24 protein-coding genes and 1 pseudogene are annotated in these 25,564 nt (G+C 69.9%); 14 read left to right on the forward strand and 11 right to left on the reverse strand.

The features are described 5' to 3' along the window. Nucleotides 1-124: 124 nt before the first annotated feature. The 4 genes from PL79_RS06160 to PL79_RS06175 are packed head-to-tail and all read right to left on the reverse strand — an operon-like array spanning nt 125 to nt 3,797. Entirely contained in the window at nt 125-976 is an 852-nt protein-coding gene (locus tag PL79_RS06160) for an ABC transporter ATP-binding protein (protein ID WP_044843862.1), read from the reverse strand. 35 nt (nt 977-1,011) lie between these two features. After that, nucleotides 1,012-1,836 carry an ABC transporter permease gene (locus PL79_RS06165; RefSeq protein ID WP_044843863.1) on the reverse strand — a complete coding sequence of 275 codons (825 nt, stop codon included), beginning with the start codon at nt 1,834-1,836 and terminating at the stop codon, nt 1,012-1,014. 24 nt (nt 1,837-1,860) lie between these two features. Continuing rightward, nucleotides 1,861-2,700 (reverse strand): ABC transporter permease, encoded by an 840-nt coding sequence (locus tag PL79_RS06170; protein ID WP_044843864.1) that lies wholly within the window; start codon nt 2,698-2,700, stop codon nt 1,861-1,863. A 14-nt stretch (nt 2,701-2,714) separates the two neighbouring features. Further along, the gene (locus PL79_RS06175; RefSeq protein ID WP_044843865.1) at nt 2,715-3,797 is read right to left on the reverse strand and encodes an ABC transporter substrate-binding protein; all 1,083 of its coding nucleotides are present in this window, start codon (nt 3,795-3,797) and stop codon (nt 2,715-2,717) included. A gap of 810 nt (nt 3,798-4,607) precedes the next feature. Here PL79_RS06175 and PL79_RS06180 point away from each other — a divergent pair. From PL79_RS06180 to PL79_RS06235, 12 genes are all read left to right on the forward strand, one after another. Further along, complete coding sequence (locus PL79_RS06180; RefSeq protein WP_044843866.1) at nt 4,608-4,790, forward strand: Flp family type IVb pilin; 183 nt, start codon at nt 4,608-4,610, stop codon at nt 4,788-4,790. An 88-nt stretch (nt 4,791-4,878) separates the two neighbouring features. Continuing rightward, nucleotides 4,879-5,358 (forward strand): prepilin peptidase, encoded by a 480-nt coding sequence (locus PL79_RS06185; RefSeq protein ID WP_044843867.1) that lies wholly within the window; start codon nt 4,879-4,881, stop codon nt 5,356-5,358. Nucleotides 5,359-5,377: 19 nt separating this feature from the next. Beyond that, a complete protein-coding gene (cpaB, locus tag PL79_RS06190) occupies nt 5,378-6,409 on the forward strand; it encodes a Flp pilus assembly protein CpaB (protein WP_044843868.1) in 1,032 nt (343 codons plus the stop codon). Nucleotides 6,410-6,462: 53 nt separating this feature from the next. Continuing rightward, complete coding sequence (locus PL79_RS06195; protein ID WP_044843869.1) at nt 6,463-7,842, forward strand: type II and III secretion system protein family protein; 1,380 nt, start codon at nt 6,463-6,465, stop codon at nt 7,840-7,842. Nucleotides 7,843-7,856: 14 nt separating this feature from the next. Further along, the gene (locus PL79_RS06200) at nt 7,857-8,240 is read left to right on the forward strand and encodes a CpaD family pilus assembly lipoprotein (RefSeq protein WP_044843870.1); all 384 of its coding nucleotides are present in this window, start codon (nt 7,857-7,859) and stop codon (nt 8,238-8,240) included. A gap of 22 nt (nt 8,241-8,262) precedes the next feature. Further along, nucleotides 8,263-9,486, forward strand: a complete 1,224-nt coding sequence (locus PL79_RS06205; RefSeq protein WP_044843871.1) for an AAA family ATPase — start codon at nt 8,263-8,265, stop codon at nt 9,484-9,486. Continuing rightward, nucleotides 9,483-10,895, forward strand: a complete 1,413-nt coding sequence (locus tag PL79_RS06210; protein ID WP_044844006.1) for a CpaF family protein — start codon at nt 9,483-9,485, stop codon at nt 10,893-10,895. Before PL79_RS06205 ends, PL79_RS06210 begins: the two co-directional genes overlap by 4 nt. After that, nucleotides 10,892-11,869: a type II secretion system F family protein gene (locus PL79_RS06215; RefSeq protein WP_044843872.1), complete on the forward strand. Its 978-nt coding sequence runs from the start codon at nt 10,892-10,894 to the stop codon at nt 11,867-11,869. The genes PL79_RS06210 and PL79_RS06215 overlap by 4 nt, the downstream gene beginning before the upstream one ends. Then, on the forward strand, nt 11,866-12,810 hold the full coding sequence (locus tag PL79_RS06220; protein WP_044843873.1) for a type II secretion system F family protein: 945 nt from the start codon (nt 11,866-11,868) through the stop codon (nt 12,808-12,810). Before PL79_RS06215 ends, PL79_RS06220 begins: the two co-directional genes overlap by 4 nt. Further along, nucleotides 12,807-13,664 (forward strand): tetratricopeptide repeat protein, encoded by an 858-nt coding sequence (locus PL79_RS06225; RefSeq protein WP_044843874.1) that lies wholly within the window; start codon nt 12,807-12,809, stop codon nt 13,662-13,664. The genes PL79_RS06220 and PL79_RS06225 overlap by 4 nt, the downstream gene beginning before the upstream one ends. After that, nucleotides 13,661-14,089, forward strand: coding sequence for a TadE/TadG family type IV pilus assembly protein (locus tag PL79_RS06230; RefSeq protein ID WP_044843875.1), 429 nt, complete (start codon nt 13,661-13,663; stop codon nt 14,087-14,089). The genes PL79_RS06225 and PL79_RS06230 overlap by 4 nt, the downstream gene beginning before the upstream one ends. Continuing rightward, nucleotides 14,082-15,122, forward strand: a complete 1,041-nt coding sequence (locus PL79_RS06235) for a TadG family pilus assembly protein (protein WP_044843876.1) — start codon at nt 14,082-14,084, stop codon at nt 15,120-15,122. The genes PL79_RS06230 and PL79_RS06235 overlap by 8 nt, the downstream gene beginning before the upstream one ends. Here PL79_RS06235 and PL79_RS06240 read toward each other — a convergent pair. Further along, a complete protein-coding gene (locus PL79_RS06240; protein ID WP_044843877.1) occupies nt 15,086-16,348 on the reverse strand; it encodes a glycosyltransferase family 87 protein in 1,263 nt (420 codons plus the stop codon). The two genes, PL79_RS06235 and PL79_RS06240, sit on opposite strands and share 37 nt — an antisense overlap. Nucleotides 16,349-16,364: 16 nt before the next feature. Next, nucleotides 16,365-17,441 (reverse strand): glycosyltransferase family 2 protein, encoded by a 1,077-nt coding sequence (locus PL79_RS06245; protein WP_044843878.1) that lies wholly within the window; start codon nt 17,439-17,441, stop codon nt 16,365-16,367. Nucleotides 17,442-17,730: 289 nt separating this feature from the next. Here PL79_RS06245 and PL79_RS06250 point away from each other — a divergent pair, with 289 nt between their 5' ends. Then, nucleotides 17,731-18,105 (forward strand): phage protein NinX family protein, encoded by a 375-nt coding sequence (locus PL79_RS06250; RefSeq protein WP_044843879.1) that lies wholly within the window; start codon nt 17,731-17,733, stop codon nt 18,103-18,105. Nucleotides 18,106-18,135: 30 nt separating this feature from the next. On the opposite strand, the gene PL79_RS06255 is transcribed toward PL79_RS06250, so the two are convergent. Both PL79_RS06255 and PL79_RS06260 read right to left on the reverse strand, forming a co-directional pair. Next, nucleotides 18,136-19,125 (reverse strand): ABC transporter substrate-binding protein, encoded by a 990-nt coding sequence (locus PL79_RS06255; protein ID WP_044843880.1) that lies wholly within the window; start codon nt 19,123-19,125, stop codon nt 18,136-18,138. A 131-nt stretch (nt 19,126-19,256) separates the two neighbouring features. Further along, the gene (locus PL79_RS06260; RefSeq protein WP_044843881.1) at nt 19,257-20,135 is read right to left on the reverse strand and encodes a LysR family transcriptional regulator; all 879 of its coding nucleotides are present in this window, start codon (nt 20,133-20,135) and stop codon (nt 19,257-19,259) included. A gap of 100 nt (nt 20,136-20,235) precedes the next feature. Here PL79_RS06260 and PL79_RS06265 point away from each other — a divergent pair. After that, nucleotides 20,236-21,809 (forward strand): annotated as a pseudogene (locus tag PL79_RS06265) (MFS transporter). Nucleotides 21,810-21,919: 110 nt separating this feature from the next. On the opposite strand, the gene PL79_RS06270 reads toward PL79_RS06265, so the two are convergent. Genes PL79_RS06270 through PL79_RS06280 form a run of 3 tightly spaced genes read right to left on the reverse strand, consistent with a single transcriptional unit; the run spans nt 21,920 to nt 25,415 of the window. Then, nucleotides 21,920-23,107 carry a LysR family transcriptional regulator gene (locus PL79_RS06270; protein ID WP_044843883.1) on the reverse strand — a complete coding sequence of 396 codons (1,188 nt, stop codon included), beginning with the start codon at nt 23,105-23,107 and terminating at the stop codon, nt 21,920-21,922. A 24-nt stretch (nt 23,108-23,131) separates the two neighbouring features. Continuing rightward, on the reverse strand, nt 23,132-23,860 hold the full coding sequence (locus PL79_RS06275; RefSeq protein ID WP_044843884.1) for an aspartate/glutamate racemase family protein: 729 nt from the start codon (nt 23,858-23,860) through the stop codon (nt 23,132-23,134). Between the two features lie 22 nt (nt 23,861-23,882). After that, entirely contained in the window at nt 23,883-25,415 is a 1,533-nt protein-coding gene (locus PL79_RS06280) for an NCS1 family nucleobase:cation symporter-1 (protein WP_135800980.1), read from the reverse strand. Nucleotides 25,416-25,564: the final 149 nt, after the last annotated feature.

Here is a 25,564-nt window from a genome sequence, read left to right on the forward strand (position 1 = left end):
AAGCAGGGACCGCGCGGAACCGGAACCGATGAATCGTCACAACCTTAGTGCGCGCCGTGATGATCGATATGTGTCGGCATGCTGAGCGTTTCGCGCGCGGCATCGGGCCCGCCGCGTGAGCGCATCACCACGCGAGCCGCCATGCGCCGATCCGGTGCGCATCGAGCGCCTCGTCACGGTTTGCCCGGCTGCCGCTGCCGCCGTTGCCGGGCGGTTCGAGATCGTCGAAATCGGCGAGCACCGCGTCGCGCAGCCGCGCGAATTCCGGCGAGTCGCGCCGGCGCGGCCGCGGCAACGCGACGTCGAGGATGCGCTCGATGCGCCCCGGGCGCGGCGCCATCGTGACGACGCGATCGCCGAGATACACGGCTTCGTCGACGTCGTGCGTGACCAGCACCATCGTGATGCGTTCCTGTTCCCAGATGCGCAGCAGTTCGTTCTGCATCCGCGCGCGCGTCTGTGCATCGAGTGCGCCGAACGGTTCGTCGAGCAGCAGCACGCGCGGGCGATTCACGAGGCCGCGCGCGATCGCGACGCGTTGCGCCATGCCGCCCGACAGCTGGTTCGGGTACGCATGCTCGAAGCCGTTCAGCCCGACGAGCGCGATGTGCTCGGCTACCGCGCGCCGTTTGGCCGGCGCGTCGAGCGGCGCATTGCGCAGTGCTGCCTCGATGTTCTGCGCAACCGTCAGCCACGGGAACAGCCGGTGATCCTGGAACACGATCCCGCGCTGCAGCGACGTGTCGCGCACCGTTTCGTCGCCGGCGCGGATTTCGCCAGCGTAGTCGGTATCGAGCCCGGCGATCAGGCGCAGCAAAGTCGACTTGCCGCAGCCGCTCGCGCCGACGATCGTGACGAACTCGCCGGCACGCACGTGCAGCGACACGTCGTCGAGCACGGCGAGCGACGCGCCGCGTTGCGCATAGCGTTTGCTCACGTGGAGGATATCGAGCGAATCGGAAGCGGGAGTCGTCATGGCGGAAAGGGTAGCAACGGGAAGGAAGAGGGCGATCAGCGGCGCAGCTCGCCGCGCCGGGCCAGCACCTTGCGCTCGATCGCGCGCGCGACCGCGTTCAGCGCCCAGCCGGTCGCGCCGACGACGATGATCCCGAACAGCACGAGATCCATCCGGAACTGCTCGCTGCCGTCGATCAGCGTGTTGCCGATCCCGGCGCCCGCGACGAGCAGGTACTCGGCGCCGAGCGTCGCGAGCCACGAGTAGATGAGGCCGAGATACAGCCCGGTGAAGATCGACGGCAGCGCGGCGGGCAGGATCACGTGGCGCACCAGCTGAAGCCGCGAATAACGCAGCGCGCGGGCCACGTCGACGTAGGTGCGCGGCACCGCATGAATGCCGTCGCACGTATGCGCGGCGACCGGCAGCAGCGCGGCGAGCGACAGGAACACCACCTTGGCGACGTCGCCGAGGCCGAACCAGACGGAAATCAGCGGAATCCACGCGAACAGCGAGATCTGCTTGAACGTGTCGAAGCTCGGGCCGACCATGCGCGCGGCGATGCGCGACAGCCCGAGCGCGGTGCCGAGCAGCAGGCCGCCGGTCGCGCCGATCGCGAAGCCGCACGCTTCGCGCGCGAGCGATGCCGACAATGCACGCGCGAGCGCGCCGCCGGTCGTCTGGGTCCACGCGGTGTGCAGCACGTCGGCCGGGCCGACCAGCAGCCCGCTCTTGACGAGGTGCGCGGGCGACACGGCCCACCAGAGCGCGAGCGTGGCGAGCGGCAGGACGAAACCGCGCCAGTCGGGCACGGGAAAGCGACGGGCGATCCTGACGGCGGGCGATGGGGCGTCCGATGCGGACGTGGCGTCAAGCGGCATGGGAGGAGAATCCTTGAATCGGGTTCAACCGCGGAATGCGGACGGCACGCCGCGGCGCAGCCGTGCTTCGAGCGCGTCGAGCAGCCGGTTGATCGCGAGGCCGACCGCGCCGACCACGATCACCGCCGCCATCACGAGATCGAGCTGGAACAGCTGGCGCCCGTACACGATCAGGTAGCCGAGCCCTTCCGACGACGCGACGAGTTCGACGACGACGAGCGCGAGCCACGATTTCGTGAATGCGAGCCGCACGCCGGTCGCGAGCGTCGGAATCGCGGCCGGCAGCACGACGTGGACGATGCGCTGGCGGCGCGTATAGCCGAACACGCGCGCGGCTTCATCGAGCGCGGGCGGCGCCTGGCGGAACCCCTGCAGCGTGCTCATCGTCACGGGGACGAGCGCCGCATGCGCGATCAGCAGGTACTTCAGCGGCTCGCCGACGCCGACGAGCAGCAGCAGGAACGGCAGCCAGCCGAGCACGGGAATCTGCACGAGCGCGTTGAAGCCGGGCAGCACGTAGGCTTCGAGCGTGCGCGACAGGCCGAGCGCCGCGCCGGTCGCGAAACCGAGCAGCGTGCCGGCCGCGAAGCCGACCAGCACGCGCTGCAGGCTGATCAGCGTGTGGCGCGCGAGATCGCCGCTGGCCGCGAGTTCGGCGAGCGAGTCGGCGACGTGCGCGGGCGGCGGCAGGATCTGCGGTGCGATCCAGCCGCGCGCGCTGCCGACGGTCCACAACACGAACAGCAGCGCGGGCAGCGCCCACGGCGCGAGCAGCCACGCCACGCGTTTCGCGGCCGCCGCGCGGGACGGCGCGGCGCGCGCGTGCGAATCGGACGACGGAATCGGGATCGCGGTGTCGCTCATCGGGCGGGTCCGGGTCAGGAGAGGGGCTTGCCGGCCGCGTCGTAGCGCGGCCAGTAGTGCTCGAGGTGCTGCGCGCGCAACGCGTTGTCGAGATACTTCGGCTCGAACCAGCCGTCGACGTCGACCGGCTGGCGGATCAGTTTCAGCTTCAGCGCGTCCTGCGCGACGGCCTTGTAGCGCGCGACGAGGAACGGATCGATCAGCGGCGACAGGCGGTCCTTCAGGCGCTGGTTCGCGTAGTCGGCCTGCCACGACGTATACGGCACGCCGCTTTTTTCCCACAGCCTGAACAGCGCATCGCGGTTCGCTTCGTCGGACGACCATTGCGCACCCTTGACCAGCGCGTTGACGACGCGTTGCACGATGTCCGGATGCGCGTGCTCGAAGTCGTCGAGCACGAGCAGGTGGGTCTGCCGCGTGTACTGCGGGCCGTCGTTCTGCGATTCGTAGATGATTTTCGCGAGGCCCGCGTCGCGCAGTTTGTACAACTGATAGTCGCCCACCGACGCGTCGATGCCCTTCGACGCGAGCGCGGCGAGCGAACTCGCGGAGTCGAGGTTGATCACGCGCAGGTCGCGTTCGCCGAGGCCGTTCTTCGCGAGCGCGTTGTCGGCGACGAGCTGCAGGTTCGTGCCGCGGAAGATCGACACGCGGCGGTCCTTCAGGTCGGTGATCGAACGGATGCCGGAGTCGGGCGGCACCGCGATCTTCACGCCCGAGCGCACGCTCGCGGCGAGCAGCAGGCGCGTCCTGATGCCGTTCGAGCGCGCGAGCACGGCCGGCAGGTCGCCCTGGTAGGCGAAGTCGAGCGCCTTGTTGGCGATCGCCTCGTTGACGGCCGGGCCCGCGCCCTTGAAGAACAGCCACTGCACCTTGATGCCGTCGGCCGCGAATTCCTTTTCGACGAGTTGCTGCAACTGCGCGGTGGCCGCGCTCGACCCACCGAAGGTCGGCGGATCGCCGGTGCCCTGCTGGGCGACGCCGATGCGGATCGTGGCGGGCTTGTCGGCGTGCGCGGCGGCAGCGGGCAACGCGACGAGGGACGCGATCAGCAGCGATCGCAGCAGGCGCAGTGGAGACGGGAATCGGTCGATCATGGTGCGTCGGATGGTGAGGAGTCGAAATCGGGCCGGAGGGTGTCGAACCATTCTGGAGGACGCCTCGGGCGCGGGACAAGCAACGATTTGAACTATGCTTATCGCCGCGTTTCGGGTTGGCAAATCACGCGTGGCGCCGATTGGAAATGGCGAGACGGGGGAGCGCGGCGTGCGGATTCCGCACGCCGATCGGCGGCGAACCGAGCGTCGGTGACAGCGGCGCCAATCCGGATCGGGCAATGCGATCGGGTGCGCAAAATTTTCCGGATCATGTCGGCGCGCACGAAAAAGATGCCGGGAAACGCACGCGCGAGTTCGTTTCAAGGTCGGGCAGGTAAATCACGCGGCATATCGGAAAACTGAATAAAAATCATCGAATTGCAACGGCGTCGGCAACGATGCATCCCGTTATTAACATTCTTACTGCACGCCGCGCCGGGCTTGTTGCATCATGCTGAAAAGCGGCAAATGGCATGCGCGAATTTCATCGCTGAAGGGCGCCGCCCATAAATGCACTCCGACGCTAAATAATTTGAAATCGCCGAAAAAATTGTCTATACCCTAGACGAATCAGTGTGAATTGCATTGTGCCAATGCAGTTATGCAACAAGCGCGCGCATGTCGCGGCGGATTCCATTGCCGACCATCGCGCGTTGCAGCGATCGAATGGATTCCGGGGGATGCGCATGGCCCGACGACAGGGCTGCCGCATGAGTCATGAATGGGCGAAAACGCCGTGCGTGCCACCGAAGCAGCGCCGCTTCTTTTCACTCAACGGTCGATCACCGACCCCGTCACACGGAGGTTGTCATGCTGCAATACGTCAAGACCTTGCTGCGCGATGAACGCGGCGTCAGCTCGCTCGAGTACGCGGTTCTGGCCGGCATCGTCGTGGTCGCACTGGCGGCGGTCGGGGTGATCCTCAGCAGTACATCCGGCGGCTTGCCGGCCGTGTTCACCGCGCTGATCAACAAGGTCACTGCGCTGATCTGATCTCCTGAACCCGCGCGCCGCCGACGAACACACGGATCCGCAGCGGTACGACGTATCCAGCCGGGGCGCGCCGACGGACGGCTCTCCGATGCTCTTTCTCGTACAGTCGGCGGCGACGCTCGTGCTGGTGTCGCTCGCGACGCAGGATGTGCGCGCGCGGCGCCTGTCCAATCGCGCGGTGCTGGCGTTCGCGATGCTGTATTTCGTTGCGGCGGCACTCGCGCGCGAAGGGCTCGCGCACGTCGCCGGTCACGTGGCGACCGCCGTGGCGATGCTGCTGCTGTTCGCCGGCCTGCGTCACGCGGGCTGGATCGCCGGCGGTGACGTGAAGCTCGCGGCGGCGGTATTCCTGTGGGCCGGCCCGGCGCTCGCGTTCCCGGTGTTGACGATCGTCGGTGCGAGCGGCGCCGCGTGCGGCCTCGCCGCGTTGGCGGCCGTCGCATGGCAGCGTCGCGCCGCGCCGGCGCGTACGATTGCGACGCGCGGCGTGCCGTACGGAATCGCGCTCGCGCTCGGCGGGGCGCTGGCCGTCTGGGCGCCGTTCCCTCACGCGGTTTCGCTTGCCTAGACCGGGGACGCACGCCGCCATGCCCAAACCCCTGAGAATGACCGTGCTGATCATCGCTGCCGCGATCGGCGCGTTCATCCTGCGCCAGCTGTATGTCGCCGCGTCGACGCCGCCGGTGCCCGGCGAAGCGGCCGAGGTACGCGTGCGCGTCGCGGCGGCGGACCTGCCCGAAGGGCTGCTGCTGCGCGACAACGATCTCGCGTGGAAGCGCATGCCGCGCACGCAGGTGCCGGCCGGTGCGTTCGTCGAGTCGCAACCGGGCGCGGACCTGAAAGGCGCGCTGCTGCGCAATCGTGTCGACGCCGGCGCGCCGATCCGTGCGGACAACGTGATTCCGGGCGCCGCGCCGGATTTTCTCGCGGCCGCGCTGCAGCCCGGCATGCGCGCGATCTCGGTGCCGGTCGACGACGTGTCGGGCAATGCGGGGCTGATCCAGCCGGGCGACTTCGTCGACGTGGTGCTCACGCAGGAGATCGGCGGTTCCGCGACGACGCCCGGCACGTTCGAAGCGGAGACGGTCGTGCGGCGCGCGCGCGTGCTCGCGGTCGGCTCGGAATTCCAGCGTGCGAAGACGCCTGCGAGTGCGCCGGACGTGCCGGCCCGCGCGCGCACGGTCACGCTCGAGGTCGCGCCGCGCACCGCGCAGGTCGTGCTGGTCGCGACGCGCCTCGGCTCGCTGTCGCTGTCGCTGCGCAGCTTCGCGACGAGCGATCGCCGGCAGGCGGCGGGCGGCGACGAAGCGGAGCCCGATACGCCGCCGGTGTGGGCCGGCGACGTGTCGCGCGCGGCGCGTCGTGCGCAGCTGGCGCCGCCCGCGAGAACGGACGCCGGCACGCGGCCGGCGCCGCAGGGCAATACGGTCGTGATCTATCGCGGCTCGTCGGTCGACGACGGGTCGCACGGCAGCGGCACCGGCACGCCGGGCCTGCCGCCGCTGCCGTCCGGCTGGATGGGCACGCTGGTTGCGCCGGCGGCGCCCGCGGCGCCCCCGGGCGGCAATGTCGCCGCGGATGCGACGGCGCAGGTGCCACGGATCGCGGCGCCGCAGTGAGCAGTGACGATTCGGGCCGGCCGCCCGGCGGCCGGCATTTGACGGGAACACGCATGGTGCGCATGGTTCGTTGGATCGCTTTCTGGTGCCTGGCCTGCATCGTCGCGCTGGGCGTCGCACTCGCGCAGCGCGCGAGCGCGGCGGACGCCGGCGCGGCGTTGTCGATCGCGACCGGCAAGGGCGAGATGCTGTCGCTGTCCGAACCCGCGACCGCGATGTTCGTCGCGGACCCGAGCATCGCGGACATCCAGGTGCCATCGCCGCGCACCGTGTTCGTGTTCGGCAAGAAGGCGGGCACCACCACGCTGATCGCGCTCGGCGCGAACCATCGGCCGATCCTGCGCCGTACGGTGATCGTGCAGGTCGACACCGCGTCGCTGCAGGCGGTGCTCGACAGCCGCTTTCCGCAATTGAAGCTGTCGGTGTCCGGCGCGCCGGGCTCGCTGATGGTGTCGGGCAAGGTGCCGAGTGCGGCCGACGCGGACGCCGTGATGCAGTCGCTCGCGCCTTACATCAACGACAAGGAAAAGATCGTCAACCGGCTCACGCTGTCGCGCCCGATCCAGGTGAACCTGCGCGTGCGCGTGACCGAGGTGAGCCGCAACGTCACGCAGCAGCTCGGCATCAACTGGAGCTCGCTCGGCTCGGCCGGCAACTTCTTCGGCGGCTTGCTCAGCGGCCGCACGCTGTTCGATCCGACGACCAAGGTGTTCAACCTGTCGCCGACCGGTGCGTATTCGGTGCTCGGCGGCTTCCGCGCGGGGCGCTGGTCGATCGACGTCGTGCTCGACGCGCTCGATCAGGAAGGCCTGATCACGATGCTCGCGGAGCCGAATCTCACCGCGATGTCCGGGCAGACCGCGAGCTTTCTCGCCGGCGGCGAAATTCCGATTCCGGTCGCGCAGGCCGGCAACACCGGCGCGATCACGGTCGAGTTCAAGCCGTTCGGCGTGTCGCTCGACTTCACGCCGACCGTGCTCGCCGACAACCGGATCAGCCTGAAGGTGCGCCCGGAGGTGAGCGAGGTCGATTCGAACAACAGCGTGACGACCGGCAGCGTCAGGGTGCCGGGGCTCTCGGTGCGGCGCGTCGAGACGACGGTCGAGCTGTCGAGCGGGCAGAGCTTCGCGATCGGCGGGCTGCTGCAGAGCCAGACGGCGGATACCGTGGCGCAGGTGCCGGGGCTCGGCCGGCTGCCGATCATCGGCCGGCTGTTTTCGTCGAAGAACTTCCAGGACAACAAGACCGAGGTCGTCGTGATCGTGACGCCGTACATCGTGCAGCCGACCGGCCCCGGCCAGCTCGAGCAGGCGCTCGACACCGTCGCGCGGCCGAGCAGCGATCTCGAGTTCGCGATCCAGCGCAATCTCGGGCTCGACCTGCTGACGGGCGACACGCCGCGCCTCGTCGGCGCCGCGGGCTTCGTGTACTGACCGGAGGAGCGCGCATGCGAGTTCGAACCATCGTCGCCGCCTTGCCGCCACTGGTGCTTGCGGGCTGCTTCTCGGCGCCGCCGCCGCTCAACCTGCCCGATGCGCGCGCGATCGGCTTCGACGGCGTGCACGCGGTGCCGCCCGACTGTGCGAAGCTGATGCAGCCGTCGCATCTCGTCGATGCGGGGTTCGGACGGCCCGGCGTGCCGTTCGGCTGCGCGACCTACACGAATCTCGCGACGATGCTCGCGCGGCCGGAAGATCTGGTCGCGCCCGTGCCGTACGGCGGCGCCGATGCGCAAGTCGCCGCCGACGCGGTGCGCCGCTACGTCGAGGATCGCGTGAAGCAGCCGGCTCCGGACAAGACGCTGACGACGACCGGCTCGCCCGGCCACTGACCCGCTCCCGATGCCCATCGCGATGCCGCCCATGAACGTCCTCGATCGCCAGAATGCCAAGCGCGCCGCCGCAGCCGGTGCGGCGGATCTCATCGCGGTCGTGTCCGATGCCGGCAGCGAAGACGTGATCCGCCGCGTCGCCCAGGACCTGTCGATCGCGCGCGCCCACGTGCAGCCGGGCAACTGCGACGACGCGATCCGGCTGCTGCAGCAGCACGAGCGCTCGCCGCGCCAGCTGATCGTCGACGTGTCGGATTCGGTGCTGCCGGTGTCCGACCTGATGCGGCTCGCCGACGTGTGCGATCCGTCCGTGAGGGTGGTCGCGATCGGCACGCAGAACGACGTCGGGCTGTTCCGCAACCTGCTCGGCATCGGTGTGCAGGACTACATCGTGAAGCCGCTGACCGTCGAGTTGATGCGGCGCGCGTTGACCGCGACGGAATCGGTCGTGCAGGTGCGCACCGGCAAGATCGTCAGCTTCGTCGGCGCGCGCGGCGGCGTCGGCACGACGACGGTCGCGGTGAGTCTCGCGCGCTGCCTGGCAGGCGAGAAGCGCCGCCGCGTGGCATACGTCGACCTGAACCTGTACGGCGGCGGCGCGAACTCGCGGCTCGGGCTGTCGAGCAACAACGGGCTGATCGAACTGCTGAACATGGAACAGCGTCCCGACGACGCGTTGTTCGACCGCATGTTCGTCACGAAGGGCGACCGCCTGCACGTGCTGTCGGCCGAACTGGCGTACGGCGACGACGCGCCGCTGCGCGACGATGCGATCGCGTCGCTCGTCGAGATGCTGAAGGACCGCTTCCATTACGTGCTGTTCGACGTGGGCAACCGCGCCGGCAAACTGTTCGAGGATGCGCTGACGGTGTCCGATCTCGTCTATATCGTCGCCGACCGCTCGGTGCATGCCGCATACGAAGCCGCCCGGCTTGCGCGCTTCGTGAGGGAGCTGCCCGGCGAGCGGCTGCTGTCGATGATGCTGAACAACCCGCTCGAGCCGGTCAAGGGGCGCGTCGCACAGGCCGACTTCGAGGACGCATTCGGCGGCGTGCGGCTGCGCGAGCTGCCGCACGAGCCGCAGACGCTCGCGGTCGCCGAGAACCTCGGCGAGCCGATCGAAGGCACGAAACGCCGCGGCTTCCTGGACGAGATCCGGTTGCTCGCGAACGGCATCACCGGCGAATCGATGGCCGTCGCGCAGCCGTGGTACGCGCGCTTCGTGAAATGGAGGAAAGGATCGTGACGTTCGGTACCCGCAAACGGCCGACGCCTGCGCCCGGGCCGGCGGCTTCTCCCGCCGCGCCGCGCGAAGGCGCACCGGAGCCGGGCCCGGCAGCGAGCCAGGCGCCCGCGTCCGCGCGCGGGCTTGCGGTGGCCGATACCCACGAGGCGCTGATTCGTTCCGGCAAGTTCGACGCGATTCGCACCGCGGTGTTCTCGTCGATGAACATGTCGGCGGCGCTGATGAAGACGCGCGACGAAGTGCGCGCGGGCATCGAGCAGGTGGCCGCGCACACGGTCGAGCGCGAACGCCTGAAGATCACGGCGGGCGAGCAGGTGCTGATCGTCGACGCGATCCTGAACGACATGTTCGGCGTCGGGCCGATCGAGCCGCTGCTCGCCGACGACACCGTCTCCGACATCCTCGTGAACGGCCCCGACCAGGTGTACGTCGAGCGCGCGGGCCGGCTCGAACTCACGCCGCTGAAGTTTCGCGACAACGCGCACGTGACGAGCGTCGCGCAGCGGATCGCGGCGGCGGTCGGGCGCCGCGTCGACGAGAGCAGCCCGATGGTCGACGCGCGGCTTGCCGACGGCAGCCGCGTGAACGTGGTCCTGCCGCCGATCGCGATGCGCGGCGCGTCGATCTCGATCCGCAAGTTCGCGAAGCGCGACATCACGCTCGCGCGGATGGCGCATCAGGGGAATATTTCGCACGGGATGCTGCAGGTGCTGAAGATCGCGTGCGCGTGCCGGCTGAACATCGTGATCTCGGGCGGCACCGGGTCGGGCAAGACGACGCTGCTCAACGCGCTGTCGCAACACATCGAGGAGCACGAGCGGATCGTGACGATCGAGGATGCGGCCGAGCTGCAACTGCTGCAGCCGCACGTGGTCAGTCTCGAGACGCGGCCGGAGAATACGGAAGGGCTCGGCGGGATCTCGCAGCGCGACCTCGTGCGCAACGCGCTGCGGATGCGGCCCGACCGCATCATCCTCGGCGAAATCCGCGGCGCGGAGGCGTTCGACGTGCTGCAGGCGATGAATACCGGGCACGACGGCTCGATGACGACGATCCATGCGAACTCGCCGCGCGACGCGATCAGCCGGCTCGAAAGCATGGTGATGATGGCGAACGCGAACCTGCAGCTGCTGTCGATCCGGCGCCAGATCGCGAGCGCCGTGCACCTGTTCGTGCAGGTCGAGCGGATGCGCGACGGCGTGCGCCGCGTGACCCGGATCACCGAGATCGTCGGAATGGAAGGCGAGGTGGTGATCACGCAGGACCTGTTCGCGTTCCGCCAGGAGGGCGACACGACGCGGGACGTGGTGAAAGGCGTGTTCGAGGCGTCGTCGCTGCGGCCGGCGTTCGCGTCCCGCGCCGCGTACTACGGCGTCGAGGACGCGCTCTCCGAGGTCTTCCGGCAATGAGCGCCGCGGATCTGCTCGGGCTCGGCGCCTTCGTCGTGATCCTCGCGGCGGGCCTCGCGCTGTCCGCGTGGCTGGACCGTGCGCGCCACACGCCGGAGCAGCGCATTCGCGAGCGGATGCGGCACCTTGCGCCGTCGCTGGCGGGTCGGGAAGCCGGTGCGGCCGCCGCACCGGGCATCGCGCTGTTCAACCTGCCGCGGCGGCAAAGCCGCGCGCGCGCGTGGCTGCAGCGCTACGTGACGCGCGTGCGGGCGGTTGGCGGCGAACGCGGGATGCGGATCGTCGTCGCCGGCACGATCGCCGGCGCGATTGCCGCGATCGTGGTGGTGCAACTCGTCGCGTTGCCGCACGCGCTCCATCCGCTGATCTACGTCGGGCTGCCGCTGGTGGCGATGCGCGCCAGCTATCGCGCGCTGGTCGAGCGGTTCCGGCTGCGTTTTCTCGAAGCGTTCCCGGACGCGATCGACCTGATCGTGCGGGCGGTGCGCGCGGGCATTCCGGTCACGCAGGCGATCAGCACGGTGGGCGACAGCGCGGCGGAGCCGGTGCGCTCGACCTTCCGCTCGATGGGCGACAGCCTGCGCGTCGGCGCGGATCTGAAGGACGTGCTGACGCACGCGGCAGACCGGCTGATGATCGCGGATTTCTCGTTCTTCACCGTCTACCTGCTGCTGCAGCGCGAGACCGGCGGCAGCCTTGGCGAGACGCTCGACGAGCTGTCGAGCATCATCCGCACGCGCCGCGACATACGCCTGAAGACACGCGCGTTGACCGCCGAGGGGCGGATCACGACGAAGATCATTTCGGCGGTGCCGTTCGTGATGATCGGCGCGTTGTTCCTCGTGAACCGCGCGTACGTGATGCTGCTGTTCGACACGCATGCCGGACGCGTGATGCTGACGATCGCCGCGGTGCTGCTGACGATCGGACTGCTGACGATTCACAAGATCTCGAAACTGGATACCGCGCGATGACGATGTCGATGCTGGCCGCCCGCGGCCTCGAACTGTTGCTGTTGCTCGCGTGCGTCGCGGCGGCGCTCGCGACGCCCGGCGGCGGCACGCGCCGGCGAATCGCGGAGCGCGTGCAGCTGGCGGCCGGGCAACGTCCGCTGTCGCTGGTGGCGGGGCGGCTGCAGCCGGGCGAGGTACGTCAGGACCTGACGCGGCGGCTCGCGCAACTCGGCGAGCGGTTGCCCGTGCTCGACCCGATGCAGCGTGTGAAGCTCGGGCTGCAGCTGACGCGCGCGGGCTTTCGCGAGCGGCGTGCGGTGTCGTCGATGATCGGCATCAAGCTGAGCTGCGGCGTGCTGCTCGCGGGCGTCGCGATCGTGTTCAGCCCGTACATTCCGCGCTTCGGCGAATACGTCGTGATCCGGGCGCTGGCGATGGTCGCCGCGTTCGTGATCGGCGTGATCGTGCCGGAATACGTGCTCGGCGCAATGATCCGGCGGCGCCGGCGGATCATCGCCGCGTGCTTTCCGGACGCCCTCGACCTGCTGGTGATCTGCACGATGGCCGGCAACAGCCTCGTATCGGGCGTGCGGCGCGTCGCGCGCGAACTCGAGCGCATCTGCCCGCCGCTCGCCGACGAGTTGACGGTATGCGCGGACGAGCTGACGCTGAGCGGCAACGTATCCGAAGCGCTCACGCATTTCGCGACGCGCGTCGACTTTGCGTCGGCGCGCTCGCTTGCCACGACGCTCACGCAATCGCAGCGCTTCGGCACGCCGATCACGCAGGCGCTGCGAACGCTGTCGCGCAGCGAGCGCACCGAGCAGATCGTCGCGCTCGAGGAGCAGGCCGCGAAGCTCGCGCCGAAGATCACGCTGCCGATGATGCTGTTCATCCTGCCGACGGTCGGCCTGATCGCGGCGGGCCCGGCGGCGATTCGCCTGCTCGAGGTATTCAAATGACACGATCCGTGATCCGTGCGTTCGCATTCGCGGCGGTGTTGCCGGTGCTGGCCGGCGGCTGCGCGCCGGGCATCCAGACGCGGCCGGCGTTGTCGCACAAGAGCGACGACCCGCAGGCCGAACTGCGCATTGCCGACAGCGCGCTCGCCGGCGGCAACGTCGATCTCGCGTCGACGCTGTACGAGAAGGTGCTCGCCCGGCATCCCGATTCGCTCCCGGCGCGCCTCGGGCTGGGCGACGTCAGCTACCGCGCGGGCGATCTGGAGCGCGCGCGGATTCTCTACGAGCAGGCACGACAGCAGGCACCCGCGGAACCCGGGCCGCAGGTCGGGCTCGCGCGCGTCGCGTTGCGGCAGCGCCGGCTCGACGAGGCCGCCCAGCGCTACCGCGAGCTGCTGGCCGCGCAGCCGAACCTGCCGCTCGCGGCGGAAGGTCTCGGTACGGTGCTCGACCTGCAGGGCCGCCATGAAGACGCGCAGGCCGTATACCGCGATGCGCTGCGCGTGCATCCGGATGCGCAGGGCTTGCGCGTCGACCTCGGGCTGTCGCTCGTGCTGAGCAACCGGCCGCGCGAAGGCGTGAACGTGCTGCTCGACGTGGCCGGGTTGCCCGATGCGCCGTGGCAGGCGCGCCAGAACCTCGCGTTCGCGTATGGCGTGCTCGGCAACACCGATTCGGCGAAGAAGCTGTTGTCGGCGGATCTGCCCGCATCGGCGGTGGCCGACAATCTGCGCGTCTACGAGGCAGTGCGCGCGCAGCTTGCGGCGCGCCCGGCGCCCGCCGCCGCACGACCGTCGACGGGGGCTGCGCTCGACCCGCACGCGCTGCCGCCCGCCGCGGGGGCGGCAAGATGACACGCCAGGCGATGGGCGTCCGTCACGCGCGCGGCGTCGTATCCCTCGAGTTCGTGCTGATGCTGCCGTTCCTGCTGATGGTGCTGATCGGCATCATCGACACGAGCCTGCTGCTGTGCGACAAGGCCGTCATCACGAACGCGAGCCGCGAGGCCGCGCGCGCGGGCGTCGTGCTGCGCGTGCCGATGCTGACCCCGACACAGATCGCCAACGTCGCGTCGACCTACACGCAGAACAGCCTCATCACCGGCGGCACCGCGACGACGCCGACCATCACCGTGACGCAGGCGAACGGCACGACGGCCGGCACCGCGCTGACGGTCACGGTGACCTACACGTATTCGGGGCTGGTGCTGGGGTCGGCATTCAGCGCGCTGACCGGCCCGGTGACGATCTCGGCCAGCTCGGTGATGCTCTATGAATGACGCAGCCGGCACGCCATGCATCGGCGCCACGCGCGAGCGCGGTTCCGTCGCGCTGTTCTTCCTGCTGTTCCTGATTCCGCTGCTGTCGTTCGGCGCGCTGGCGATCGACATCGCGTGGGTGGCCACGGTGCGCAACCAGTTGCAGAACGCCGCCGACGCGGCCGCGCTCGCGGCGGCCGACGCGATGATGTCGCCGACGGGCGGCGCGCTGAACTGGTCGCAGGCCGCGCCGGCGGCGAACGGCGTGATCGCGCAGAATGCGGCGGCAGGCGCGCCGCTCGCGACCGGCACGGTGACGACCGGGTACTGGAACGTGACGCGCAACCCCGCATCGATGCAGCCGACGACCATCACGCCCGGCCAATACGACGTGCCGGCGGTTCAGGTGACCGTGTCGCGCGCGCCGGGCGTGAACGGCGGCTCGATTCCGCTGCTGCTCGGCGGGCTGCTCGGCATTCCGGGCGCGTCCGGCAGCGCGACCGCGATTGCGGTGCTCGCCGCGCCCGGCGGGGTGGCGGCGGGCGGGCTCTTTCCGGTTGCGATCGACCAGTGCGTGTACAACCAGTACTGGAACCCGCTGACCAACCAGCCGCTGATCAATCCGCTGACCAACCTGCCGTACGAATTCTCGATCACGAACGGCCAGACCTACGGCACGCTGTGCATGGGCGGCCAGTGGACGTCGTTCCAGTCGACCGCGACCGACACGACGACGATGGGCGGCCTGATGGTGACCGGCAACCCGACGACGCTCAATATCGGCGACAGCATTTATCTCGCGACCGGCGTGAAGGCGACGCTCTACACGTCGGTGCCGGTCGGCACGACGGTCGTGCTGCCGGTCGTCACGCAGACGTCGAGCAGCACCTACGTGCCGATCGTCGCGTTCGCGGCGTTCCATATCGACGTGTCGCTCGGCGGCTCGTACAAGTACATCCAGGGGCACTTCGTGGCCGGCGTGAAGATGACCGGCGTCGCGACGGGCGTCGGGCCGTATTACGGGCTGTACGTGCCGCCGCGGCTCGCGTTGTAAGCGTCGTGCCGCGCGCGGCGCAGCAGCACGAGCAGCGCGAAGAGCGTCACGGCCGGGCCGATCTGCGGCAGCAGCAGCCACGGGTTCAGGTATTCGGCGACCGGCAGCGCCCACATCAGCACGATCGCGGCCTGTTCGCCGCGCAGCCAGCCGTCGCGCCAGCCGATCGACAGCATGCAGGCGATTGCGATGGCGAGCCACGCAAGTTCGTAGTGCCACACGTACGGGTTCGCCACGAGCGTCGCGACCGCCAGCACGGCGGCGCGCACGCGGGTATCGCGCGATTGCGTCCATGCGATGCACGCGGCGGCGATCGCGATTGCCGCAATACACGCTTGCGCGGCATAGGCGGCGCCGAGCGGCACGCCCGCAAGCCGGAACGCCGCGAACGGCGTCGGCGACGCGAGCCAGAACACGACACCGTGTTCGAGGACGATCGATCGCGCGAGTCCGGTGCTGGCGACGAACAGGCGCAGCGACTCGATGCCGCAAATCAGGACGCTCAGCGCGACGAACGTGCCGGTGGCGAGCGCGGCCCATGCGATCGTGCGCCATGCGCGCACGGCGACCAGCACGAACGGTAACAGCAGCGCCATCTGCGGCTTGACCGACAGCAGGCCGATGCAGAGGCCCGCCCAGATCGGCCGCCGTTCGGCCCAGTGGACGGCCAGCGCCGCGCACGACGCGGTCAGGAACGCGTTCTGCCCGAGCGTCGCGGTGACGAACACGCAAGGCGCGGCGGCCAGCGCGAGCGGGGCGATGCGCGATGCGCCCGGAATCGTGCCGAGACGCGACACGCGCCACGCGACGAGGCCGAGCACGACGACGCCGATCGCGACGAACAACGGATAACCGAGCGCGAAGGGCAGTAGCGCCAGCGGGGTCACGAGCAGCAGATAGGTGGGCGGGTACAGCCACGGGGCGAAGACGTCGCGGCGAAGGTGCGTGAACAGCGCGGTCGTCAGCCGCGAGAAGGCGGAGAAGTCGTACGCCTGCGCCGGCGAGCCGTGCAGCATCACGTACGAGGCCGACCAGAACACCGAGAAGTCGGCACCGGGGCGTGCCCCGATGCTCCCGGCCCCGTGACGAACGACGGTCGTCCAGATCGTGACGAACAGTGCGTCGAGCACGAGCATCAGCACGCTGTACACGACGACGCGCCGCAGCGTGAGCCACGCGCGCACGGGCCGCTCCGCCGAGCGCATCGATTCGCGGGAAATGTCCAATTGCGGCGGTCCGGTTCTACTTGAACGACGCTTTGCGGGCGGCGGCGCCGGCGACCGCCGGCATCGCTGCCCTGCGGCGGGCCGCGGGCGTGCGCTTCAGCGGAAACTGCAGCAGCTTCGATGCCGGCTGGGCGGCGGCATCGCGCTCCGCTCGGTAGCGCCGCCTCACGAGATAGACGGGCCGCTGCTTGGACTCGTGATAGATCCGCCCGAGGTATTCGCCGATCACGCCGATACCGATCAGCTGGATACCGCCGACGAACAGCACGACGGAAATCAGCGACGGGTAACCGTGCACCGGATTGCCGTAGAGCAGCGTCCGTACCACGATGAAGGCGCCATACGCGAGCGACAGCATCGCGAACGTGAGACCGACGTAGGTCCACACGCGCAACGGCACGGTGCTGAAGCTCGTGATGCCCTCGAGCGCGAAGTTCCAGCGTCGCCATCCGGAGAACTTCGAGCGGCCGCCGCTGCGCGGCGCACGCGTGTATTCGACGATCGCGGTGCGAAAGCCGACCCACGCGAACAGCCCCTTCATGAACCGCCGCCGCTCCGGCAGCGCGCGCAGCGCTTCGACGACCTCGCGATCCATCAGGCGGAAATCGCCGACGTTTTCCGGCATTTCGACTTCGGACAGCGCATTGTGCACGCGATAGTAGAGCGCCGCCGCCGCGCGCTGCAGGTATGGGTCGCACATGCGGTCGGTGCGTTTCGCGGCGACGACCTCGGCACCGGCGCGCCAGTGTTCGATCATCGCGGGAATCAGGGCGGGAGGGTCCTGCAGGTCGGCGTCGATCAGGATCACCGCGGCGCCGGCGGCCTCGTCGAGGCCCGCGGTGAGCGCCGCTTCCTTGCCGAAGCGGCGTGTGAGATCCACGACGTGTACGCGCGCGTCGCGGGCGGCGATCGCGAGCAGCCGGTCGAGCGTGCGATCGCGGCTGCCGTCGTTGATGCAGACGATCTCGAAGCGGACCCCGCCGACCGACTCGAGAACGGGCAGCGTTTCGGCAAAGAACGCGTCGATCGCTTCCTCTTCGTCATGAAACGGCACGACGAGCGATATCAGCGGTTTCCTGGCGTGCGTGGACATGCTGCGGTCTCCCGAGAGATCCGGCCTGCGCTGCACCGTATGGTTCCGGTTGTCGTCCGCCGAACGGGCCCGGCCCGGTTCGGCGTGAATGCGGTTCCGGGGTGCGTGTCCACCGCCGCCCGGACGATACGTGTTGCGTTCATTGTACGCAGGAATCGCCGATTCGTAACACGTATCGGCGGTTTCGCACGACGGGCGAGCTTGCCGGGCAACGCACCGGTCGCGGCGTGGCCGGCGCATCGCGCGCGGCAGCGCTAGGATGGCGTTTTCACGACCGCGGGAGGGCGCGATGCAGGTTCACGATCTGGTCGGTGCGCCGCTCGATTTCTGGGTGGCGATGGCGGAAGCACTCGGCGCGCCGCGCGTCGACGCCGCGGGATGCACGGTCCTGCGCGAACCGGGCGGCACGCCGGTGCCGTACGCGCCGTCGTCGTCGTGGGTAGACGGCGGGCCGCTCGTCGAGCGTTTGCCGTTCGGCGCGTTCGAGCGCGACGGCGGGCACGGTGCGTGGCGCGCGGTGCTGCATCGGGCAGTGCCGGCGGCCGGCGAGCGCTGCACGTTCAACCAGTCGGGCCCGACGCTGCTGGTCGCCGCGATGCGCACGCTGGTTGCGTCGACGTTCGGCGACGACGTGCCGGATCTCGACATGGCGAAGGCGCGTTGAACGCCCGCACAGGCGACGACGTGCAGCCGGTTACGCGGCCGGCAGGTTACGCACCGCGATCGACGCGACGTCGACGCGCTTCGGCAGGATCGCGTCCGCTGCCGCGCGATCGGCGACGCGCTGCAGCACGTCGATGTCCGCGTCGGTGACGCCGCGCTGCGCGAGCGCCGCCCGGCGCGCGATGTCGGCGGCCGCCTCGCGCGGCAGGCGCGTGAGCGACGCATAGACGGTCGCGTAATCGGCGGGATGCCCGAGCGCCCACTGGCCGGCTCGGGTGAGCCGCGAGAGCACGTCCGACAGCGCCGCGCGCTTCGCGCGATCGTCGAGCGTCTCGACCGGCGACGTGAGGAACGCGAGCCCGGAATTGATCCCGCTGCCGTCGCGCACGATGCGCGCACCGCGCCGGACCACGTTGCCGTAATACGGATCGAAGGTCGCCCAGATACCGATCTGCTTCGCCTCAAATGCGGCGAACGCGTCGACCGGCAGCACGAAGCGCACGTCGACGTCGCCCGGCGCGAGGCCGTGTTCGCGCAGCGCGCCGTAGAGCTGGTATTGCGAGATGCTGCCGCGCGCCGACGACACGACGACGGTGCGCCCCTTCAGGTCGGCGACGGTGCGCACCGGCGAATCGGGCTGCACGACGATGCCGAGCGACGTCGGCGAGCCGACGCGCGTGGCCACGATCCGCAGCGCCGGATCGCCGAGCGCGGCCGTCAACACCGGCAGGTCGCCGGCCGGCGCGAGGTCGATCGCACCCGCGCGCTGTGCTTCGAACAGCGGCGCGGCGCCCTGGAAATTCGCCCAGCGAAACCGGTACGGCACGCCGTCGAGCACGCGCGCGGCTTCGGCCAGCGCGCGCAGGCCGCCGGCCTGGTCGCCGAGCACCAGCGTCACGTTGGACAGGTCGGGGCCGGCCGCGCGGACGGGCCGTGCGGCGGCGCCGGCAAGCGGTGCTGCGGCCAGGGCGGCCACGCGCAGCAGTGCGCGGCGGCGGGCCGGGGCGGAGGGCGAAGTCATCGGCGGCAGGTCCTCGGTGATCCGCGCGAGAGGCCGCGCGGCTGCCGGGCAGATTACGGAATCGGTTTCGCGCCGGCAAACATCGAATCGCGAAATGCTTATTCGTGCGTCCGTTATCGGCGAGACAGGCGCTAGCCCGCGGCAGTCACGGCGCGCAGGAACGCGCGTACCGCGGGCGCCTTCTCGAAGCGCCGGTACGCGAGCGCGAGTTCGGACATGATCGGCTTGCCGGCGATCGGCCGGTACACGACGCCCGGCAACGACACGCAGTCGGCGAGCGCGTCCGGGATCACGGCGACCCAGCCGTTTACCGATACGCACGCGAGCACCGCGAGCAACCCGCCCGGCCGCGCGGCGATCACCGGCGCGAAGCGGCCGCGGCGCGCGACTTCGAGCGTGCCGCGCTCCTGTTCCGGCACGGCGAAGCGCGCGTCGGCGAGATCGGCGGCACGCACGGTGGTCATCGCCGCGTAGCGCGAATCGGCCGGCACCGCCGCGACGAATACGTCGCGCTGCAGCGTGACGATCCGCAGCCCGCCCGGCAGCGGCAACGGCGGCCGCACGTACGCGAGGTCGAGCCGGCCCGCGTCGAGTTGTTTCGCGACGTCGTCCATCGGTACCTCGCGCAGGTTCAGCTCGATGCGCGGATGCGCGGCGCGGAACGCGCCGACCGTGCGCTGCAGCGTGCCCGAATAGACGGCCGACGACACGTAGCCGATCTCGATCCGGCCGAGTTCGCCGCGCTCGGCGAGCGTCGCGAGTTCGCGGCCGCGCTGCAGATGCTCGACCGCCGCGCGCGCCTCGGCGAGAAACGCAACGCCTGCCGCCGTCAGCGAAACCTCCCGGCGCGAGCGCTGGAACAGCCGCACGCCGAGCAGCCGCTCGGCTTCCTGGATCTGCCGCGTGAGCGCGGGCGGCGCCATGTCGAGCGCGTCGGCCGCGCGCGCGAAATGCAGGTGCTGCGCGACGCTCAGGAACGCGCGCACGTGACGGAATTCGAGCGGATTCATGATTGCAATTTTCGTTAATGAAACTGCATCGGTATGTCAATGACGGGTAATACCGGGTAAGCCTAGCATACGACTCGTTCCTCTCGTTCCGGAGCCGTCGATGTCCCAGTCTTCTCCCGCCCCGCGCGCAGGCGCGCCTGCCGTCGCGCGCGCGGGCACCCGCCTGCCGGCCGCCGCGACGCTCGCGGTCGCGTCGGCGACATGCTCGCTGATCGTGCTCGACACGAACGTCGTCGCCGTGTCGCTGCCGAGCATCGCGCGCAGCTTCCATGCGAGTTTCGCCGACATCGAATGGGTCGTGAGCGCCTACATGACCGCGTTCGCCGCATGCCTGCTGCCGGCCGGCGGGCTGGCCGACCGCTTCGGGCGCAAGCGCATGCTCGGCGCGGGGCTCGCGCTTTTTTCGCTCGCGTCGCTCGGGTGCGGGATCGCGCCGTCGGCCGGCTGGCTGATCGCCGCGCGCGCGGCAAAGGGCGGCGGGGCCGCGCTGTTGCTGACGGCCGCGCTCGCGGTGATCGCGAACCGCTTTCCGGACGGACGCGAACGGGCCCGGCGCGTGGGGCGATCTGGGGGATGTGCATGGGGATCGCGACGGCCGTCCGCCGCTGGTCGGCGGCGCGATCACGCAGTGGATCGGCTGGCGCTGGGTGTCCTGCTGAACCTGCCGGTGTGCGCGCCTGCTCGCGGCCGGCCGCGCGCCGTCGCGATCCGACGAGTCGCGCGATCCGCACGCGAAACGGGTGGATGCCGCCGGCAGCCTGCTGTTCGGCGCGGCGCTCGCGTGCGCGATCGCGCGCTGATCGGCGCGCCGCGTCGCATGGCTGGCTGTCGACCGCGACGCTCGGCCGGTTCGCGCTGGCCGCCGCGCTGCTGGCCGCGTTCATCGGTGCGGAGCGCTGGCAGGCGCGGCCCATGATCGATCTGACGTTGTTCCGCCAGCCGCGCTTCGTCGGCGCCGTGCTCGCGATGTTCGGCTATGCGGCGTGCGCGCAGGTGATGATGACGTTCCTGCCGCTGTACCTGCAGAACGCGTTCGGGATGTCCGCGATCGACGCGGGGCTCGGGATGCTGCCGTTCGCGTTCGCGATGATCGCCGGGCCCTCGCTCGGCGGCCTGCTCGCCGCGCGCGTATCGTCCGGCGGCGTGCTGGCGGGCGGGCTCGCACTGATCGGCGCGGGCAATCTCGCGACCGCGGCGCTGACGGCCGGCGGCGACTACCGGCTCGTCGCGCTCGGCATGTTCGTGACCGGCTGCGGCGCGGGCATCATGAACGGCGACACGCAGAAGGCGATCATGGCGTGCGTGCCGCCGAGCCGGACCGGGATGGCGTCGGGCATCAGCACGACCACGCGCTTCTCGGCGATCGTGACGGCCGTCGGCGTGCTCGGCGCGGTGCTGGCCGCCAGCACGCACGCGCACCTCGACCGGCTGCTGTCCGCCGCGCCGGGCATGCGCGCGTTCGTCGACGCGCCGTTCATGTCGAGCCTGCTGGCCGGCGATCTCGCGCAGGCGCTCGCGCACGTGCCGCCGTCGGCCGCGCGCACGCTTGCCGATGCGGCACCTGCGGCCTTCGCGAGCGGATTCGCCGCGGCGCTGACGGTCAGCGGCGTGCTCGCGCTTGCCGTCGCCGTCATCGCATACAAGTTGCTTGCGCAACCGATGCGCGACGCGTGACGTGTGCGGCGGGCGTTCATGCCCCGCTCATTGCACGCGACGATACGGAGCCGCCAGGCTTGCGCGTTCCGGTTTCACGCAGCGTGTTCAGGATGTCGTCGGCGATCGATTCAGCGCGACTTCGTCGCCTTCGTCGCGACGCGATGAACGCGCGCCGCGCGCGCGACACGCGTCCGTTGCGATGCACCGCAATGCGTCGCCTGCCGGCGGCGCGTGCGTCGGGTCGGTTCCGGCGGGGCGTCGGCGCTCGGCACGTTCGCCCGCGCATCCGCATCCGCATCCGCATTCGCGGCAACCGCCGCGACGGCCGGCTGCGCGGCCTCCGCGTCGAGCCAGCCGCGCGTCGCCTCCGCGATCAGCCCGCGCAGCCAGCGAACACCGTCGACGCAGGCGCCCGACTCGTTCCACGTCATCCGGTACACGATTTCGGGCGGCTCGGCCGGCAGCGCCACCGCGCCGAGCGGCAGCAGCTTCGCGTAGTGGCGCGCGAGCCGGTACGTGGTGGTGAGGATCAGGTCGGAGCGCACGAGCGCATGCGCGGCGAGTTCGAAGTGCGGCAGCGTGACGACGATCCGCCGCTGCAGGCCGACGCGTTCGAGCTGCCGGTCGATCGCGCCGGACGCTTCGAGCCATGACGGCGTCGGGCACAGTTGCGCGGCCTGCGCGAATTCGGCGGCCGTCATCGCGCCGCGCCGTGCGAGCGGATGCGTGGCGCGCATCAGGCACACGACGCGATCGTCGAACAGGTCGTCCTGCCGGAACCGCGACAGGCGGGCAGGGCGGTTGTCGATCACGACGTCGAGCTCGCCGTCGGCGAGCGCGCGTTCGTCGTCGTAGCCGTCGCCGAGCGGATGGAACACGAGTTGCGCGTTCGGCGCGCGTTCGCGGAACAACGCGACGAGCTTCGGCACGAACAGCACATTCAGGTAGTCGGGGCAACCGATCCGGTAGGTGCGCACCGACGTGCGCGCGTCGAAGGTCGGCTGCTGGATGCGGATGAAGTCGATCACGCGCAGCGCGTTGCGCAGCGGCTCGATCAGCCGCGCGCCGAACTCGGTCGGCACCATGCCGTAGCGGCTGCGCACCAGCAGCGGATCGCCGAGCAGCGTGCGCAGCCGCTTGAGAGCGGCGCTCGTCGCCGGCTGCGACATGTTCAGCCGCACGGCCGCGCGCGACACGGTGCGCTCGGTGAGCAGCACGAGCAGGATGCGCATCAGCCGCGCGTCCAGACCGTCGAGCGCACTCCTTGCGTCGGACGCATCGAGGGACAGGCCGTTCGGCGCCGGTGCGTCCCGCATGTCGCTACGCGTTCCCGCGGCCCGTCATTTGACGAAGGTGCCCGGCCAGCCGACGATCCGCTTCGGGCGCGGCGGCGCATAGGTGCGGACCTTCGACGTCTTCAGCTTCAGGCGCACCAGCGATTCCGCGAGCGCGACCGCGGCCGACACGCCGTCGACGACGGGCACGCCCGTGCATTCCTCGATCTGCCGGTCGAGGCCGGCCATCCCGCCGCAGCCGAGGCAGATCACTTCCGCGCGATCGTCCTTCACCGCGCGCGCGGCCTGGTCGACGATCGACTCGATCGCGCGGGCAGGGTTCTCCTCGAGCTCGAGCACCGCGAGACCGCTCGCGCGCACCGACGCGCAGCGCGCGTCGAGCCCCGCGAGCTTCAGGCGATCCTCGATCAGCGGCACCGTGCGGTCGAGCGTCGTGACGACCGAGTAGCGGTGGCCGAGCAGCATCGCGACGCTCGCGGCCGCTTCGGTGATGTCGACGACCGGCACCGTCAGCAGTTCCTGCAGCCCTTCGCGGCCGTGTTCGCCGTAGCCGGCCTGGATCACCGCGTCGTATGGCTCGTCGTAGCTCAACACGCGGTCCATCACGGCGATCGCCGCGAGGTAGCTCTCGAAATTGCCTTCGACCGATTCCGCGCCGAAGTGCGGCGTCAGCCCGACGATCTCCGTGCCCGGCGACGCGGCGGCGCGCGCCTGCGCGGCGATGGCGTCGGTGATCGACGCGGTCGTGTTGACGTTGACTACCAGGATTCTCATCGGTGCACTCCGTATGCTGCGTTCAGTGTCGGGCGCAGGCGACCGCGATGGGTTCGCCCGAGCGCTCGTCGTATTGCCGTTTGCGATCGGCCGTCAGCCAGTACACGCTGCCCGCGATGGCCGCGCCGAGCAGCCAGGAGAACGGCGTCATCGCGCTGAAGGCCGGCACGACGGCGAGCGTGATCGAGATCAGCGCGGACGGCACGAGCGCCGCGAGCGCCTTGCGGTTCACGCCGCGCGTGTAGAAATACGCGCCGCTCGGCGCTTCGGTATATAGGTCCGGCACGTTCACGCGCTGCTTGCGCACGAGCCAGTAGTCGACCGTGATGATCCCGTACAGCGGGCCGAGCAGCGCGCCGAGGCCGGACAGGAAGTAGACGATCACGATCGGGCTGTTGTACAGGTTCCACGGCAGGATCAGCACCGCGACCGTCGCGCTGATCAGGCCCGCGCGGCGGAACGTCAGGCGGTGCGGCGCGAGGCTCGTCAGCACGAAGGCCGGCGCGACGAAGTTCGCCATGATGTTGACCGCGACCGTCACGATCAGGAATGCGAGGCAACCGAGCACGAGGAACAGCTTGTTCGGCACCGTCGCGATGATTTCCGTCGGGCTGTGGATGATCTGGCCGTTCAGCTTGAATTGCGCGCCCGCGAGCACGAAGCTGATCGTCGCGAACACCAGGATGTTCACCGGCAGGCCCCAGAAGTTGCCGACCCGCACCGTCTTCGCGCTCGGCGACGCGCGCGCGAAATCGCAGAAGTTGAGCACCAGCGTGCCGTAGATCGCAAGCCACAGCGCGCCGCCCGCGAACACTTCGGTCCACATCTTCAGGCCGGTCATCGGCTTGCCGATCGACATCGCGAGATGGCCGCCGGTGCGGCTGAACATCCATGCGGCGAGCGACAGCGTCGTGACGAGGATGATCGGGCCGGCGAGCCCTTCGTACTTGCGGACCATCTCCATCCCGTAGGTGAGGATGCCGATCTGCACCAGCCAGATCGCGACGAACGTCACCCAGCCGAGCGTCGACAGCCCGCAGATCGCGTTCTGGTCGAACGCGGCGAGGCCCGGCCAGATCGCGGTGAGCAGCACGCGCAGCACGACCGACGCGAGGTAGGTCTGGATTCCGAACCATGCGATCGCGATCACCGCGCGGATCATCGCGGGCAACAGCGCGCCGTAGATGCCGAAGCTCATCCGGCTGATCACCGGGAACGGCACGCCGGTCTTCTGGCCCATGTAGCCGGTGAGGTTCATGAAGCCGTACACCAGCACCGCGCCGATCGCGAGCGATGCGAGCATCTGCCAGCCCGACAGGCCGAGCGCGAACAGCCCGATCGCGAACGAGTAGTTCGCGATGTTGTGCACGTCGTTGGTCCACAGCGCGAAGATGCTGTAGCGGCCCCAGGTGCGGCCCTCCGCCTTGGTCGGCGCGAGGTCGGGATTGTGCAGCCGGGGGCTCAGCGCGGGGTCGCGCGCGGCGGTACCGGTTCGATGCAATGCGTCGTCCGCGCCGAGCACGATGCCCGCGCGGTGGGTGGCTTCCAGTTGCACGCGTTGTCTCCTTCCATGTGCGGGGCGCGAACCGGCAGCGTGTGCACGCAGCGCCGGCCCGGCCGCCGTGGACGTTATGTCTCGGATTTGTTCGCGAGTATGGGTGGCCGTCGCGGCGATGGGAAATTAAATATTCGGCTGGGGGGCAT

It is taken from the genome of Burkholderia sp. USMB20, assembly GCF_000949135.2.
In the GTDB taxonomy this organism is placed as follows: domain Bacteria; phylum Pseudomonadota; class Gammaproteobacteria; order Burkholderiales; family Burkholderiaceae; genus Burkholderia.